Origin of the sequence: Streptomyces sp. MBT53, from assembly GCF_016654115.1 — a bacterium.
Lineage (GTDB): Bacteria > Actinomycetota > Actinomycetes > Streptomycetales > Streptomycetaceae > Streptomyces.
The window spans coordinates 19,540-35,259 of the sequence record NZ_JAEQAZ010000035.1 but is presented as its reverse complement, the minus strand read 5'-3'; the positions used below and the strand labels follow the sequence as shown (position 1 = coordinate 35,259).

The following is a 15,720-nucleotide window of genomic DNA, read 5'->3' as shown; positions in this document are numbered from 1 at the left end:
CGAAACCGCGGGGAACCGGACGTTCATGGAGAGAGCGAGCAGCGGAAGGTAGAGTCCAGCGCCGTGCACCTCAAGGCCCTGACCCTGCGCGGGTTCAAGTCGTTCGCCTCGGCGACCACGCTCCGGTTCGAACCGGGGATCACGTGCGTCGTCGGTCCGAACGGCTCGGGCAAGTCCAATGTCGTGGACGCGCTCAGCTGGGTCATGGGCGAACAGGGCGCCAAGTCGCTGCGCGGCGGCAAGATGGAGGACGTCATCTTCGCCGGCACCACCGGCCGCCCCCCGCTGGGCCGCGCCGAGGTGTCCCTGACCATCGACAACTCCGACGGCGCGCTGCCCATCGAGTACGCCGAGGTCACCATCACGCGGATCATGTTCCGCAACGGCGGCAGCGAGTACCAGATCAACGGCGACACGTGTCGCCTCCTCGACATCCAGGAACTCCTCTCCGACTCCGGCATCGGCCGCGAGATGCACGTCATCGTCGGCCAGGGCCAGCTCGACTCCGTCCTGCACGCCGACCCCATGGGCCGCCGCGCCTTCATCGAGGAGGCGGCCGGCGTCCTCAAGCACCGCAAGCGCAAGGAGAAGGCGCTCCGCAAGCTGGACGCGATGCAGGCCAACCTCGCCCGCGTGCAGGACCTCACGGACGAACTCCGCCGCCAGCTCAAGCCCTTGGGCCGCCAGGCCGCGGTCGCCCGCCGCGCCGCCGTCATCCAGGCGGACCTCCGAGACGCCCGCCTCCGCCTGCTCGCCGACGATCTCGTACGACTCCGCCAGGCGCTGAACACCGAGATCGCCGACGAGGCCGCGCTCAAGGAACGCAAGGAAGCCGCCGAACTGGAGCTGCGCAAGGCGCTCCAGCGCGAGGGACTCCTGGAGGACGAGGTACGGCAGCTCACCCCGCGCCTCCAGCGCGCCCAGCAGACCTGGTACGAGCTGTCCCAGCTGGCCGAGCGGGTACGCGGCACGATCTCACTGGCCGACGCCCGCGTGAAGAGCGCGACCTCCGCTCCCCCCGAGGAACGGCGCGGTCGTGACCCCGAGGACATGGAGCGCGAGGCCGCCCGGATCCGCGAGCAGGAGGCCGAGTTGGAAGCGGCCCTGGAGGCGGCCGAGCACGCGCTGGAGGACACGGTCGCCCACCGCTCCGAACTGGAGCGTGAACTCACCGCCGAGGAACGGCGGTTGAAGGATCTGGCCCGTTCCATCGCCGACCGCCGAGAGGGGCTCGCCCGGCTCAACGGCCAGGTCAACGCGGCCCGTTCACGCGCCGCCTCCGCCCAGGCCGAGATCGACCGCCTCGCCTCCGCCCGCGACGAGGCCCAGGAACGGGCCACGGCCGCACAGGAGGAGTACGAGACGCTCCAGGCCGAGGTCGACGGCCTCGACGCGGGCGACGAGGAACTCTCCGAACAGCACAAGGCGGCCCGGACCGCACTGGCGGAGGCGGAGGCCGCCCAGTCCGCAGCCCGCGAGGCGTCCACCGCCGCGGAACGCCAACGCGCCGCCACCCAGGCCCGCCGCGACGCCCTGGCACTGGGCCTACGGCGCAAGGACGGCACGGGGATACTGCTCGGCGCCCGGGACCGCCTCACGGGCCTGCTGGGCCCGGCGGCGGAACTGCTGACGGTCACGCCGGGCCACGAGGTCGCCCTGGCGGCAGCCTTCGGGGCGGCGGCGGACGCGATCGCGGTGACGACCCCGTCATCGGCGGCCGACGCGATCCGCCTGCTGCGCAAGCAGGACGGGGGCAGGGCTGCTTTGCTACTGGCCGCAGATTCAACTCCGCCCGCTGAGGCGCCCCAAAGGGGCGCGGGGCAGCATCCATTTGCGGCTCCGCCGCGGGGCGCGCCCAGCCACGACTCACCCGCACCCGCCCACCAACCTTTCGCGGCGGATCTGGTCCGCGCCCCCGCCGACCTCTTGCCCGCAGTCCGCCGCCTCCTCCACAACATCGTCGTAGTGGACACCCTCGAAGACGCCGAGCAACTCGTATATACGCACCCCGAGTTGACCGCGGTAACCGCCGAAGGCGACCTGCTCGGCGCCCACTTCGCCCACGGCGGCTCCGCAGGCGCCCCCAGCCTCCTCGAAGTCCAGGCCTCCGTCGACGAAGCCGCCGCCGAACTCGAAGAACTCGCCGTCCGCTGCGAGGAGTTGACCGGCGCGCAGCAGACCGCAGTCGAGCGCCGCAAGGAATGTGCCGCGCTGGTCGAGGAGTTGGGGGACCGGCGCAGGGCCGCCGAGCGTGAAAAGTCGGCCGTGGCACAGCAGTTGGGCCGACTGGCAGGGCAGGCACGCGGCGCGGCAGGCGAGGCCGAGCGGTCGACCGCTGCCGCCGCACGGGCCCAGGACGCGCTCGACAAGGCCGTAGAAGAGGCCGAAGTGCTGGCCGAACGGCTGGCTGTGGCTGAGGAGATGCCGGTCGAGGAGGAGCCCGACACCTCCGTGCGGGACCGGCTCGCGGCTGACGGTGCCAACGCTCGGCAGACCGAGATGGAGGCGCGGCTTCAGGTCCGTACGCATGAGGAGCGGGTCAAGGGGCTTGCCGGGCGGGCCGATTCGCTCGACCGCGCCGCCCGAGCGGAGCGCGAGGCGCGGGCGCGGGCGGAGCAGCGGCTCGCGAGGTTGCGGCACGAGGCCGCCGTCGCCGAGGCCGTTGCCTTCGGGGCACGGCAACTCCTCGCGCACGTCGAGGTGTCCCTCGGCCGTGCCGACGCGGAGCGGACCGCCGCCGATGCCGCCAAGGCGCGCCGGGAGCAGGAGCTGACCGCCGCCCGTAACCAGGGGCGTGACCTCAAGGGCGAGCTCGACAAGCTGACGGACTCGGTGCACCGGGGTGAGGTGCTCGGTGCCGAGAAGCGGATGCGGATCGAGCAGCTGGAGACCAAGGCGCTGGAGGAGTTGGGGGTGGAGCCGGCGGGGCTGATCGAGGAGTACGGGCCGCATCAGCTCGTGCCGCCCTCGCTCGCCGCCGAGGGCGAGGTGCTGCCGGAGGATCCGGAGGACCCGCGCAACCAGCCCCGTACGTTCCACCGCGCGGAGCAGGAGAAGCGGCTCAAGTCGGCCGAACGGGCGTACCAGCAGCTGGGAAAGGTGAACCCCCTCGCGCTGGAGGAGTTCGCGGCGCTGGAGGAGCGGCACAAGTTCCTCAGCGAGCAGCTGGAGGACCTGAAGAAGACCCGCGCCGACCTGCTTCAAGTGGTGAAGGAGGTCGACGAGCGCGTCGAGCAGGTCTTCACCGAGGCGTATCGGGACACGGCGATCCAGTTCGAGGGTGTGTTCAGCCGGCTGTTCCCGGGTGGTGAGGGGCGGTTGATCCTGACCGATCCCGACAACATGCTGACCACGGGTGTCGATGTGGAGGCCCGTCCGCCGGGCAAGAAGGTCAAGCGGCTCTCCCTGCTGTCCGGTGGGGAGCGGTCCCTCACCGCCGTGGCGCTGCTGGTGTCGATCTTCAAGGCGCGGCCCAGTCCGTTCTATGTGATGGACGAGGTCGAGGCCGCGCTCGACGACACCAACCTGCAGCGGCTGATCCGGATCATGCAGGAGCTGCAGGAGGCCTCGCAGCTGATCGTGATCACCCACCAGAAGCGCACCATGGAGGTCGCCGACGCGTTGTACGGCGTCTCCATGCAGGGCGACGGGGTGTCGAAGGTCATCTCCCAGCGCCTTCGCTAGACCTCCACCAATCATTCAAGTCTTGAATTCAGAGCCATCGCCTGCGGCTATCTGTGGCGCTGAAGTTCACAAGAGACCCCCTGTTGACTTCGAAACTTGAAGGCATAGTCTCTTCAGCGTTGCTTTTACCTTCAGGTGGTGGGCAGCGGGAAGCTGTGCGCCACTGGAAGGGTCGCCCCCCGCACCCCGGCAGCGACGCCGGTGGCCTCAGGAGTTACACGTGACCAGCACTGCGCAGGCACCTCAGTCAGGAGCCGGGTCGGCTCATCCCGAACATCTCGGGCACGTCATCTTCATCGCGGCGGCGGCCGCGATGGGCGGCTTCCTCTTCGGCTACGACAGCTCCGTGATCAACGGCGCCGTCGAGGCGATCCGCAGTCGCTACGACATCGGCTCCGCGGCCCTCGCCCAGGTCATCGCGATCGCCCTGATCGGCTGTGCGATCGGCGCCGCGACCGCCGGCCGTATCGCCGACCGCATCGGCCGTATCCGCTGTATGCAGATCTCCGCGGTGATGTTCACGATCAGCGCCGTCGGCTCCGCGCTGCCCTTCGCGCTCTGGGACCTCGCCTTCTGGCGGATCATCGGCGGCTTCGCCATCGGCATGGCCTCCGTCATCGGCCCCGCCTACATCGCCGAGGTCTCCCCGCCCGCGTACCGCGGCCGGCTCGGCTCCTTCCAGCAGGCCGCGATCGTCATCGGCATCGCGATCTCGCAGCTGGTCAACTGGGGTCTGCTGAACGCCGCCGACGGCGACCAGCGCGGCAAGCTCATGGGCCTGGAGGCCTGGCAGGTCATGCTCGGCGTCATGGTGATCCCGGCCGTCCTCTACGGCCTGCTCTCGTTCGCGATCCCCGAGTCCCCGCGCTTCCTGATCTCGGCGGGCAAGCTGGACCGCGCCCACGCGGTGCTGCGTGAGGTCGAGGGCGACGACATCGACCTGGACGCCCGCGTCGCCGAGATCGAGCACGCGATGAAGAGCGAGCACAAGTCGACCTTCAAGGATCTGCTCGGCGGTGGCGGCTTCTACTTCAAGCCGATCGTCTGGGTCGGCATCGGCCTCTCGGCCTTCCAGCAGCTCGTCGGCATCAACGTCGCGTTCTACTACTCCTCGACGCTGTGGCAGTCCGTCGGCGTCGACCCCACGGAGTCGTTCTTCTACTCCTTCACGACGTCGATCGTGAACATCATCGGCACCGTGATCGCCATGATCTTCGTGGACCGCATCGGCCGTAAGCCGCTGGCCCTCATCGGGTCGGTCGGCATGGTCGTCGGTCTCGCGCTGGAGGCCTGGGCCTTCTCCTACGACCTGGTCGACGGCAAGCTGCCCTCCGCGCAGGGCTGGACCGCGCTGATCGCGGCCCACGTCTTCGTCCTCTTCTTCGCCCTGTCCTGGGGTGTCGTGGTCTGGGTCTTCCTCGGCGAGATGTTCCCGAACAAGATCCGCGCCGCCGCCCTCGGTGTCGCCGCCTCCGCGCAGTGGATCGCCAACTGGGCCATCACCGCGAGCTTCCCGTCGCTGGCCGACTGGAACCTCTCCGCGACCTATGTGATCTACACGGTCTTCGCCGCGCTCTCCATCCCGTTCGTCCTGAAGTTCGTGAAGGAGACGAAGGGCAAGAAGCTGGAGGACATGGGCTGACCAAGCCCTCCCACAAGCTCGGGGAGACGGGCTCCATCCCCCGCCGCCCGTCTCCCCGAATCCCTTTCCGTCCTACGGCGATGAGCTCACCAGATCAGGACGCCGCCGCCGATCTCCCGGGCGCGCAGGGCGGCCGACTCGATGTTGTCCAGGCGGCTCCCGACCAGGTCGGGAGCCTCTCCCACGGCCGCGGCGACGGCTTCGAGATGCGCCCGCAGCAGCGCGACCTCGCGCAGGAACTCCGGTACGTCCGAGGCCTCGACGTACAGGTCGCTGCTGGCCAGCACGGGAAGATACGTGGCGCCGAGCGACCGTACGGCCGGGGAACCCCACACGGTCTCGCGCCAGTTCTCGAAGCCGGCCGAGTCGTTGCACCCCTCGGGAACGTCGAGCACGTTCCACTGGCCGTCCGCGTCACGCAGGAACACATCCACTGCCAAGGTCATGACCGCAGTGGACCACCGGTGGACCGGCCGGTCCACCGGTTACGGGTAAGAGTCACTCGGTGCTCACTCCCCGAGCACCGGCAGCACCCGCTCCGCGAACAGCCGCAGGCTGCGCCATCCCTCGTCGACCGGCATTCCGCCCGCCAGCGGATGCAGTACGAGATTGTCGAGACCCAGCGCCACGCACTGGTCCGGCGTGAGGATCCGGTAGACGCCCTCCGCGCGCAGCTCGGCCACGGTGGTGGCCCCCGACTTCACCGCCGAGCGGATCTCCCCGGACTGCCAGGAGGCGTAGGTCCGCGCCTCGTGCAGGAAGTGTGCGCCGTACTCGGCCCACGCCCGGTCCGGGTCCTCGGCGATGTGCAGCAGCGGGGTCTCCGCGCCCGGCATCATCGTCCAGCCCTCGGTGCCGTACTCCACGAGCCGGTCCTTGTAGTACGCCTCCAGGTCGGGCAGATGCGCGCTGGGGAAGAACGGCAGACCCAGCCGGGCGGCCCGGCGCGCGGCGGCCTTGGAGGAGCCGCCGACCAGCAGCAGGGGGTGCGGGTCGGAGAAGGGGCGCGGGGTGACCCGTACCGTACGGCCCCGGTACTCGAACTCCTCGCCGGACCACGCTTTGAGGACCGTCTCCAGCAACTCGTCCTGGAGCCTGCCGCGTTGCTTCCACTCCACGTCGAACTGGGCGTATTCCTCCGGGCGGTAGCCGATCCCGGCCACGGTCACCAGTCGGCCGCCGCTCAACAGGTCCAGTACGGCGATGTCTTCGGCCAGCCGGAGCGGGTCGTGCAGCGGGCCGATGACCGCGGAGACGGTCACCGCGATGTGCCGGGTCGCGCCGAAGACCGCGCCCGCGAAGGCGAACGGCGACGGCATCCAGTTGTTGGCGACGCCGTGGTGCTCCTCCGTCTGCACGGTGGTGATCCCGTGCTCGTCGGCGTACGCGGTCATCTCCAGGGCGGCCCGGTAGCGGGCGCTCAGCGAGGCGGGGGTGGCGCCGGGTTCGACGAGGTTGAAGCGGACGACCGAGACGGGCATGGGAGGTCCCCCTTCCGTGTGTGGTGGGGGACGTTAGCTGACGGTATGTCAGATGGCCATGGGCATGACCGCAGCGGTTCGGGGCCGGCCCAGGGCGTGGCGACACCGACGGTGACCACTCGGCCGCGCGCCCGCGCTGGGCCCCGGCCAGGCCCATGGCTGATACTGGGTGGGTTATGGAAACCGTCATCCTTGCTGTAGTCATCGCCGTGGTCGTGCTCGGTGCGCTCGGCGGGCTCGTCGTCGGCAGTCGGCGCAAGAAGCCGCTGCCCCCGCCGCCCACCTCCGTGCCCGACATCACCGCCCCGCCGGCCGAGCCGCACATCGGCGACGAGGCCGAGACGCCGCGCGACGAAGCGCGCCGGACCATAGAGGAGGTGGATCTCCCCGACGGGTCGGCCCCGGTCGCCGTCGAGGAACCGCCCGCACCGGAAGCCCCCGTACTGGAGGTCCCCGAGCCGACCGCCGGACGCCTCGTCCGGCTGCGCGCCCGGCTCTCCCGCTCGCAGAACGCGCTCGGCCAGGGGCTGCTCACGCTGCTGTCCCGCGAGCACCTCGACGAGGACACGTGGGAGGAGATCGAGGAGACCCTCCTCACCGCGGACGTCGGCGTCGCGCCCACCCAGGAGCTGGTCGACGCGCTCCGCGAGCGGGTCAAGGTGCTCGGCACCCGGACCCCGCAGGAGCTGCGCGCGCTGCTCCGCGAGGAACTGCTCAAGCTGGTCGGCACGGATGTCGACCGGACCGTGAAGACCGAGCCCGAGGACCGCAAGCCCGGCATCGTGATGGTCGTCGGGGTCAACGGCACGGGCAAGACCACGACCACCGGCAAGCTCGCCCGGGTGCTTGTCGCCGACGGCCGTACCGTCGTGCTCGGTGCCGCCGACACGTTCCGGGCCGCCGCGGCCGATCAGTTGCAGACCTGGGGTGAGCGGGTCGGGGCCCACACCGTGCGCGGGCCCGAGGCCGGTGACCCTGCCTCCGTCGCGTTCGACGCGGTGAAGGAGGGTAAGGAGATGGGGGTCGACGTCGTCCTCATCGACACGGCCGGGCGGTTGCACACGAAGACCGGGCTCATGGATGAGCTGGGCAAGGTCAAGCGAGTCGTGGAGAAGCATGCGCCGCTCGACGAGGTGCTGCTCGTTCTTGACGCGACCACTGGGCAGAACGGGCTGGTGCAGGCGCGGGTCTTTGCCGAGGTCGTCGACATCACGGGCATTGTGCTGACCAAGCTGGACGGTACGGCCAAGGGGGGCATCGTGGTTGCCGTGCAGCGGGAGTTGGGGGTGCCGGTGAAGTTGATCGGGCTGGGTGAGGGGGCGGATGACTTGGCGCCCTTTGAGCCGGAGGCGTTTGTCGATGCCCTTATTGGGGACTGATCGGCTGTTTGTTGGCTGCGGGTCGGTGGGGGCTGATCGCGCCCACGCGGCGGAGCCGCAAAGGTCACAGCCCCGCGCCCCTGAAGGGCGCGCTTTGGTCGGCCCTCTTCCAAGAAGTGCCCGTCCCTCAACTCGCCGTTGGGGACGGGCACTTCGTCGTTCTACGGCTATGCGCGCGACCTGTGTGCCACGTACGCCAGTGTGCCCAGCAACAAGCGGGCCGCAGGCGGCCTCGTCGCCGAGTCGAGCGCGGGGGAGCGGAGCCAGCGGACCGGGCCCTGGCCTGCTCGGTCGGAGGGTGGGGCCGTGATGTGGGTGCCGGGGCCCAGGCCGCGTAGGTCGCGGGACGTGGGGTCGTCCCAGCCCATGCGGTAGAGGAGGGAGGGGAGTTCGGCGGCTGCGCCGGGGGCCACGAAGAAGTGGGCGCGGTGGTCGGGGGTCGCCGCCACCGGGCCGAGGGGGAGGCCCATGCGCTCCAGGCGGGCCAGTGCGCGGCGGCCCGCGGGCTCGGCCACTTCGATGACGTCGAAGGCGCGGCCCACCGGCAGCATCACCGACGCGCCCGGCAACTCGGCCCAGGCCTCGGTGACTTCGTCGAGGGTCGCGCCGGCCCGTACCTCGGGGGCGAAGGCGAGGGGATGCGCGCCCGGCGCGGGGCACTTGGTGTCGCCGCAGGAGCACGCGCCGCCCGCGGCCCGCGCGCCCGCGACCACGTCCCAGCCCCACAGCCCGGTGAACTCGGCCACGGCCGTGCACTCCGAGGTGCGGCCGCGACGGCGCGTGCCGGACCGGATGTCGCGGATACCCCGGCTGCTGCCGATCGTGAAGCCCATGCCCCCTCCAACGGGTCCGACGCACCGGTGGTTACGAGACGGATGCGGATCGTCACTCTGCGTCCACGCCTACCCGGTGCCGCTGGGTCCAGGCGGCGCCCAGGAGCATCCCGGGTGGTGTGCTCGGCGGCACGCGCCCCTGCGTGCACCGCTACGCCCACCTCCGGCCGTCCTATGTCAAGTGAATCGTGCGGAGGCAACCGTAGGTTCATTCGAAGGGGTGGCGAATGGTGGCGTTTCCGGGATCGCCGTGGCTGGACCCGTGATCGTAGGATTACTTTGTGTGCACAAGTCCTCGGGGCACATGCACTCGTGGGTATGCCGGAGGCAACTCGTCATCTCGTTCGAAGGGTGACAAGTGCGGGACGGGAAGCCGTATTTACCGGCATTCTGATAGGGCTTGGCGCACAGCGGCGACAAGTGGTTCCAGGGATGGGGGCGTTCCAGTGGGCGGCAACGGCGGAGGCGGGACGACCGCGGCCAGTACGGACAAGCGCCCCAATGAGCTGCTCGGCTCGTGGTTCGTGCGCAGCGGCTGGTCCAAGGGCGAACTGGCGCGCCAAGTGAACCGCCGGGCACGCCAGTTGGGCGCCAACCACATCTCCACGGACACTTCCCGCGTGCGCCGCTGGCTGGACGGCGAGAACCCGCGCGAGCCGATCCCGAGGATCCTCTCGGAGCTGTTCTCCGAGCGCTTCGGCTGTGTCGTCTCGGTCGAGGACCTGGGCCTGCGCGCCGCCCGCCAGGCACCGTCCGTGTCCGGCGTCGACCTGCCCTGGACGGCCCCGCAGACGGTGGCGCTGCTCAGCGAGTTCTCGCGCAGCGACCTCATGCTGGCGCGGCGCGGCTTCCTCGGAACCTCGCTGGCCCTGTCCGCGGGGCCGTCCCTCATCGAGCCCATGCAGCGCTGGCTGGTCCCCGGCCCCTCGGCCCTCCCGCCGGAGCCCGAGCCGGCGGGTTCCTCCCGGCACGTCGGGCGGCTCTCCAAGCCGGAGTTGGAGCTCCTGGAGTCCACCACGGCGATGTTCCGCAAGTGGGACGCCCAGTGCGGCGGCGGTCTGCGCCGCAAGGCCGTCGTGGGGCAGCTGCACGAGGTGACCGACCTCCTCCAGGAGCCCCAACCCGAGGCCACCAACCGCAAGTTGTTCAAGGTCGCCGGCGAACTCGCCGAGCTGGCGGGCTGGATGTCGTACGACGTGGGGCTCCAGCCCACCGCGCAGAAGTACTTCGTGCTCGCCCTGCACGCCGCGAAGGAGGCGGGTGACAAGCCGCTCGGGTCGTACGTGCTGTCCAGCATGAGCCGTCAGATGATCCACCTCGGCCGGCCCGACGACGCGCTGGAGCTGATCCACCTCGCGCAGTACGGCAGCCGGGACTGCGCGAGCCCGCGCACCCAGTCGATGCTGTATGCGATGGAGGCCCGCGCCTACGCCAACATGGGGCAGCCCGGGAAGTGCAAGCGGGCCGTCCGGATGGCCGAGGACACCTTCGCCGACGTACACGAGTGGGACGACCCGGACCCGGACTGGATCCGCTTCTTCTCCGAGGCCGAGCTGTACGGCGAGAACTCGCACTCCTATCGCGACCTCGCCTACGTCGCCGGCCGCAGCCCCGCCTACGCCTCGCTGGCCGAGCCCGTCATGCAGCGGGCGGTGGACCTCTTCGCCAAGGACGACGACCACAAGCGGTCGTACGCGCTCAATCTCATCGGCATGGCCACCGTGCACCTGCTGCAGCGGGAGCCGGAGCAGGGCGCGGTGCTCGCGGCCGAGGCGATGACCGTCGCCAAGAAGGTGCGCTCCGAGCGCGTGAACACTCGTATCCGAAAGACGATCGACACGGCGGTCCGCGACTTCGGCGAACTGGCCGAGGTCATCGACCTCACCGACCGGCTCGCCATCGAGCTCCCCGAGACCGCCGAGGCGGTCTGACCCACCCAGACCCCGGCCGCGGCCGGCCTTCCCGAACAGCCCGACTCGGCTCCCCCATGCCAGGTCATCGGAAGGCCGACCGCGGCCGGTTTCTTGTGCGTCCGCGGATCGCGCGGCGGCCGGTACGGCGGTGCGGGCCGGGTGGTCACAGGACCGTCCGGCCCTTCCTGACTCGTATTCGAAAGACCGTCCGCGGGGTGGTGCGCGGCGCCGGTGGTCCGGCCGGAATCGTCGGCCTCGCCGGGGGACCCCCGACAGGGCCCGGGGAGCGTGCCGAAGGGGCCAGGACCCCATGCCCCGGCGCCCCCGCGCCCGCCGCCGGAACTCCGGCCGCGGCCGGTTTCCCGCCGCCGGGGAAGGTTGCGCGACGATAACGATCGCCCGGCCGGAGATCCGGCAGTTCATCGACGCGTAACACGCACGGCGCCTTCGTCACCCCGGCGAAACAACGTGGGGCTTCGACCGAAACCGCGCTGCGCCAATCTCATGGCGCATAACCGGACCCCCCGCCTTGACCGGACCGCATCCAGGCTTCGCCCGCACGGGGCCGTACAACCGACGAGGAGACGCCGATGGCATCAGCCGCCATCACGCTTGCCGCGGAGGCACCCAAACTGTCCTCCGCGAACACAGGCTTCATGCTCATCTGTTCCGCCCTGGTGTTGCTCATGACACCGGGACTCGCCTTCTTCTACGGCGGCATGGTCCGCGTCAAGAGCACCCTCAACATGCTGATGATGAGCTTCATCAGCATCGGGATCGTCACCATCCTGTGGGTCCTCTACGGCTTCTCGCTCGCCTTCGGTTCGAGTAACGGCTTCATCGGCTACGACTCCCACTGGCTCGGCATGAGCGACGTCGGACTGACGGACCTCTGGCCCGGCTACACCATCCCGATCTTCGTGTTCATGGTCTTCCAGATGATGTTCGCCGTCATCACCCCGGCCCTGATAAGCGGTGCCATCGCCGACCGCGTGAAGTTCTCGGCCTGGTGCCTCTTCGTCGCCCTCTGGCTGACCGTCGTCTACGTCCCCGTCGCCCACTGGGTGTGGGGCGCCGACGGCTGGGCCTTCAAGCTCGGTGTGATCGACTTCGCCGGTGGTACCGCGGTCCACATCAACGCCGGTGCCGGCGCCCTCGGCGTCATCCTGGTCATCGGCAAGCGCGTCGGCTTCAAGCGTGACCCCATGCGTCCGCACAGCCTTCCGCTGGTCATGCTCGGCGCCGGTCTCCTGTGGTTCGGCTGGTTCGGCTTCAACGCCGGTTCGTGGCTCGGCAACGACGACGGCGTCGGCGCGCTGATGTTCGTCAACACTCAGGTCGCCACCGCCGCCGCCATGCTCGCCTGGCTCGCCTACGAGAAGATCCGCCACGGCGCGTTCACCACGCTCGGTGCCGCCTCCGGTGCCGTCGCGGGTCTGGTCGCCATCACCCCCTCGGGCGGCGCGATCTCCCCGCTCGGCGCGATCGCGGTCGGCGCCATCGCCGGTGTCGGCTGTGCCGCGGCCGTGGGCCTCAAGTACAAGTTCGGCTTCGACGACTCCCTCGACGTCGTCGGCGTCCACATGGTCGGCGGTATCCTCGGCTCCCTGCTCATCGGCTTCTTCGCCACCGGCAAGGGCCAGTCCGCCGCGACCGGCGTCTTCTACGGCGACCACTCCTTCACCCAGCTGTGGAAGCAGTTCGCCGGTGTCGGCGCGGTCCTCGGCTACTCCCTGGTGGCCTCCGCGATCCTCGCCTTCCTCCTCGACAAGACCATCGGTATGCGGGTCACCGAGGACGAGGAGATCTCCGGTATCGACCAGGCCGAGCACGCCGAGACCGCATACGACTTCAGCGGCGCCGGCGGCGGCCTCAGCGGCGGCACCCTCACCGCTGCCACGGAGACGAAGAAGGTGGACGCATGAAGCTCATCACCGCCGTCGTGAAGCCCCACCGGCTCGACGAGATCAAGGAAGCCCTCCAGGCCTTCGGGGTCCACGGTCTGACGGTCACCGAGGCGAGCGGCTACGGTCGTCAGCGGGGACACACCGAGGTCTACCGGGGCGCCGAGTACACGGTCGACCTGGTCCCCAAGATCCGCATCGAGGTGCTGGCCGAGGACGACGACGCCGAGCAGCTGATCGACGTCATCGTCAAGGCCGCCCGCACCGGCAAGATCGGTGACGGCAAGGTCTGGTCCCTCCCGGTCGAGACGGCCGTCCGGGTCAGGACCGGCGAGCGCGGACCGGACGCGCTCTAAAAAAGAAACGAACAGGAGTCGCTGGGTGACGAGTACGGACGTGCGCAAGGATGCAGAGGACTCCGGACCCAGCGGCTACGCGGCGGCCCGGCTGCGCCTCCTCACTGAGGGGGCGCGGTCCGGGCCGCCGCGCCGTGCCGCCCTCGCCGAACTGACCGACGACTGGCTGACCGGCCTCTTCGCCGCCGGCAACGAAGCACTCAAGGGCGTCTCCCTGGTCGCCGTAGGCGGCTACGGCCGCGGTGAACTCTCCCCGCGCAGCGACCTCGACCTGCTCCTCCTGCACGACGGCTCCGACTCCGGCGCGGTGGCCGCCCTGGCCGACCGCATCTGGTACCCCGTCTGGGACCTCGGCCTCGCCCTGGACCACTCGGTCCGCACTCCGGCCGAGGCCCGCAAGACCGCCGGCGAGGATCTCAAGGTCCAGCTCGGCCTCCTGGACGCCCGCCACATCGCAGGCGACCTCGGCCTGACCGCCTCCCTGCGCACGGCCGTCCTCGCCGACTGGCGCAACCAGGCGCCCAAACGCCTCCCCGAACTCCAGGAACTCTGCGCCGAACGCGCCGAGCGCCAGGGCGAGTTGCAGTACCTCCTCGAACCCGACCTCAAGGAGGCCCGCGGCGGCCTCCGCGACGCCACCGCGCTGCGCGCCGTAGCGGCCTCGTGGCTCGCCGACGCCCCGCGCGAGGGCCTCGCCGACGCCAGACGCCGCCTCCTCGACGTGCGCGACGCCCTGCACCTCACCACCGGCCGCGCCACCGACCGGCTCGCGCTCCAGGAACAGGACCAGGTCGCCGCCGAACTCGGCCTCCTCGACGCGGACACCCTGCTGCGCCAGGTCTACGAAGCGGCACGCGTCGTGTCGTACGCCAGTGATGTCACCTGGCGCGAGGTGGGGCGCGTGCTGCGGTCGCGGGCCGTGCGGCCGAGGCTGCGCGCCATGCTCGGGGGCGGTGCCAAACCGACCGCCGAGCGCTCCCCGCTCGCCGAAGGCGTCGTGGAGCAGGACGGCGAGGTCGTGCTCGCCCGCGCCGCCCGCCCCGAACGCGACCCCGTCCTCCCGCTGCGCGCCGCCGCTGCCGCCGCGCAGGCCGGACTCCCGCTCTCCCTGCACGCCGTACGGCGCATGGCGACCACCGTGCGCCCGCTGCCCACGCCCTGGCCCGCCGAGGCGCGCGAACAGCTCGTGACGCTGCTCGGTTCCGGACAGCCGACGGTGGACGTGTGGGAGGCGCTGGAGGCGGAAGGCCTGATCACGCGGCTCCTCCCGGACTGGGAGCGGGTGCGCTGCCGTCCGCAGCGCAACGCCGTGCACATCTGGACCGTCGACCGGCACCTCATCGAAACGGCCGTCCGCGCCTCGGAGTTCGCCCGTCGTGTCAGCCGCCCCGACCTCCTGCTGGTCTCCGCGCTGCTGCACGACATCGGCAAGGGCTGGCCCGGCGACCACTCCGTGGCCGGCGAGATCATCGCCAAGGACGTGGCCGCCCGCATCGGCTTCGACCGAGCGGACGTCGCCGTGCTCGCCACGCTCGTACGCCATCACCTCCTCCTCATCGACACGGCCACCCGGCGCGACCTGGAGGACCCGGCGACGGTCCGCTCGGTCGCCGAGGCGGTCGGTACGACGGGCACGCTGGAGCTGCTGCACGCCCTGACCGAGGCGGACGCGCTGGCCACCGGCCCGGCCGCCTGGTCGTCCTGGCGGGCATCCCTCGTCGCCGACCTGGTGAAGCGGGTCGCCGCGGTCCTCTCCGGGGACGCCCCCGAGGAGCCCGAGGCGGGCGCGGCCACGGCGGAGCAGGAGCGCCTGGCGATCGAGGCCGTGGCGACGGGCGGTCCCGTGCTCGCACTCCGCGCCCAGACCGAACCCCCGTCCGAGGACGAGCCCTCCGGCGACCCCGAACCCCTCGGCGTGGAACTCCTGATCGCCGTACCGGACCAGCCGGGCGTACTTCCCGCGGTGGCGGGCGTCCTGGCGATGCACCGCCTGACGGTCCGTACGGCGGAGTTGCGCGCGCTGGACCTCCCGGCCGGCGTGGACGGCTCGGTCCTCTTGCTGAACTGGCGGGTCGCCGCCGAGTACGGCTCCCTGCCCCAGGCGGCCCGGCTGCGCGCGGATCTCGTACGGGCCCTGGACGGGTCGTTGGACATCGCGGGGCGGCTGGCGGAGCGGGACGCGGCGTACCCGCGCCGCCGGGGCGTCGTGGCACCGGCGGCCCGAGTCACGGTCGCCCCGGCAGCCTCCCGGCACGCCACGGTCATCGAGGTGCGGGCGCACGACGCACCTGGGCTGCTGCACCGGATCGGGCGGGCGCTGGACGAGGCGAAGGTGCGGGTGCGGAGCATGCACGTCAGCACGCTGGGGTCGAACGCGGTGGACGCGTTCTACGTCACCGGAGCCGAGGGCACCCCCCTGCCGACGGAGGAGGCCACGGCGGTCGCACGCAAACTGGAGGAAACCCTGCGCGGCTGACCCGTGACCCGGTCTTGTGCGACCGGGATACCCTGGAGGGCGATTCCCCAAT

10 protein-coding genes are annotated in these 15,720 nt (G+C 70.8%); 7 read left to right on the top strand and 3 right to left on the bottom strand.

Annotated elements, in window-relative coordinates:
• Nucleotides 1-63 precede the first annotated feature (63 nt).
• A complete protein-coding gene (gene smc / locus JHN45_RS15550) occupies nucleotides 64-3,684 on the top strand; it encodes a chromosome segregation protein SMC (RefSeq protein WP_201049384.1) in 3,621 nt (1,206 codons plus the stop codon).
• 220 nt (nucleotides 3,685-3,904) lie between these two features.
• On the top strand, nucleotides 3,905-5,326 hold the full coding sequence (locus JHN45_RS15545; protein ID WP_201049383.1) for a sugar porter family MFS transporter: 1,422 nt from the start codon (nucleotides 3,905-3,907) through the stop codon (nucleotides 5,324-5,326).
• Between the two features lie 86 nt (nucleotides 5,327-5,412).
• Here the strand turns inward: JHN45_RS15545 and JHN45_RS15540 are convergent, their stop codons facing one another.
• Both JHN45_RS15540 and JHN45_RS15535 read right to left on the bottom strand, forming a co-directional pair.
• On the bottom strand, nucleotides 5,413-5,772 hold the full coding sequence (locus JHN45_RS15540) for a hypothetical protein (protein WP_234467721.1): 360 nt from the start codon (nucleotides 5,770-5,772) through the stop codon (nucleotides 5,413-5,415).
• Nucleotides 5,773-5,835: 63 nt separating this feature from the next.
• The gene (locus tag JHN45_RS15535; RefSeq protein WP_200709722.1) at nucleotides 5,836-6,807 is read right to left on the bottom strand and encodes an LLM class flavin-dependent oxidoreductase; all 972 of its coding nucleotides are present in this window, start codon (nucleotides 6,805-6,807) and stop codon (nucleotides 5,836-5,838) included.
• Nucleotides 6,808-6,983: 176 nt separating this feature from the next.
• Between JHN45_RS15535 and ftsY the strand changes: the two genes are divergently transcribed.
• Entirely contained in the window at nucleotides 6,984-8,186 is a 1,203-nt protein-coding gene (gene ftsY / locus JHN45_RS15530) for a signal recognition particle-docking protein FtsY (protein WP_201049382.1), read from the top strand.
• A gap of 167 nt (nucleotides 8,187-8,353) precedes the next feature.
• Here the strand turns inward: ftsY and JHN45_RS15525 are convergent, their stop codons facing one another.
• Nucleotides 8,354-9,019 (bottom strand): bifunctional DNA primase/polymerase, encoded by a 666-nt coding sequence (locus JHN45_RS15525; RefSeq protein WP_201049381.1) that lies wholly within the window; start codon nucleotides 9,017-9,019, stop codon nucleotides 8,354-8,356.
• 446 nt (nucleotides 9,020-9,465) lie between these two features.
• Here JHN45_RS15525 and JHN45_RS15520 point away from each other — a divergent pair, with 446 nt between their 5' ends.
• From JHN45_RS15520 to JHN45_RS15505, 4 genes are all read left to right on the top strand, one after another.
• Nucleotides 9,466-10,950, top strand: coding sequence for a hypothetical protein (locus JHN45_RS15520; RefSeq protein ID WP_200709725.1), 1,485 nt, complete (start codon nucleotides 9,466-9,468; stop codon nucleotides 10,948-10,950).
• Between the two features lie 572 nt (nucleotides 10,951-11,522).
• On the top strand, nucleotides 11,523-12,857 hold the full coding sequence (locus JHN45_RS15515; protein WP_200709726.1) for an ammonium transporter: 1,335 nt from the start codon (nucleotides 11,523-11,525) through the stop codon (nucleotides 12,855-12,857).
• Entirely contained in the window at nucleotides 12,854-13,192 is a 339-nt protein-coding gene (locus tag JHN45_RS15510; RefSeq protein ID WP_003997576.1) for a P-II family nitrogen regulator, read from the top strand. Before JHN45_RS15515 ends, JHN45_RS15510 begins: the two co-directional genes overlap by 4 nt.
• A gap of 25 nt (nucleotides 13,193-13,217) precedes the next feature.
• Nucleotides 13,218-15,668, top strand: coding sequence for a [protein-PII] uridylyltransferase (locus tag JHN45_RS15505; protein WP_200709727.1), 2,451 nt, complete (start codon nucleotides 13,218-13,220; stop codon nucleotides 15,666-15,668).
• The last annotated feature ends 52 nt before the right edge of the window (nucleotides 15,669-15,720 follow it).

Bases quoted from the DNA above. Each gene is read 5' to 3' on its own strand.
- JHN45_RS15525 (WP_201049381.1), bottom strand. From the start codon at position 9,019: ATGGGCTTCACGATCGGCAGCAGCCGGGGTATCCGCGACATCCGGTCC.
- ftsY (WP_201049382.1), top strand. From the start codon at position 6,984: ATGGAAACCGTCATCCTTGCTGTAGTCATCGCCGTGGTCGTGCTCGGT.
- JHN45_RS15540 (WP_234467721.1), bottom strand. From the start codon at position 5,772: ATGACCTTGGCAGTGGATGTGTTCCTGCGTGACGCGGACGGCCAGTGG.
- JHN45_RS15515 (WP_200709726.1), top strand. From the start codon at position 11,523: ATGGCATCAGCCGCCATCACGCTTGCCGCGGAGGCACCCAAACTGTCC.
- JHN45_RS15535 (WP_200709722.1), bottom strand. From the start codon at position 6,807: ATGCCCGTCTCGGTCGTCCGCTTCAACCTCGTCGAACCCGGCGCCACC.
- JHN45_RS15510 (WP_003997576.1), top strand. From the start codon at position 12,854: ATGAAGCTCATCACCGCCGTCGTGAAGCCCCACCGGCTCGACGAGATC.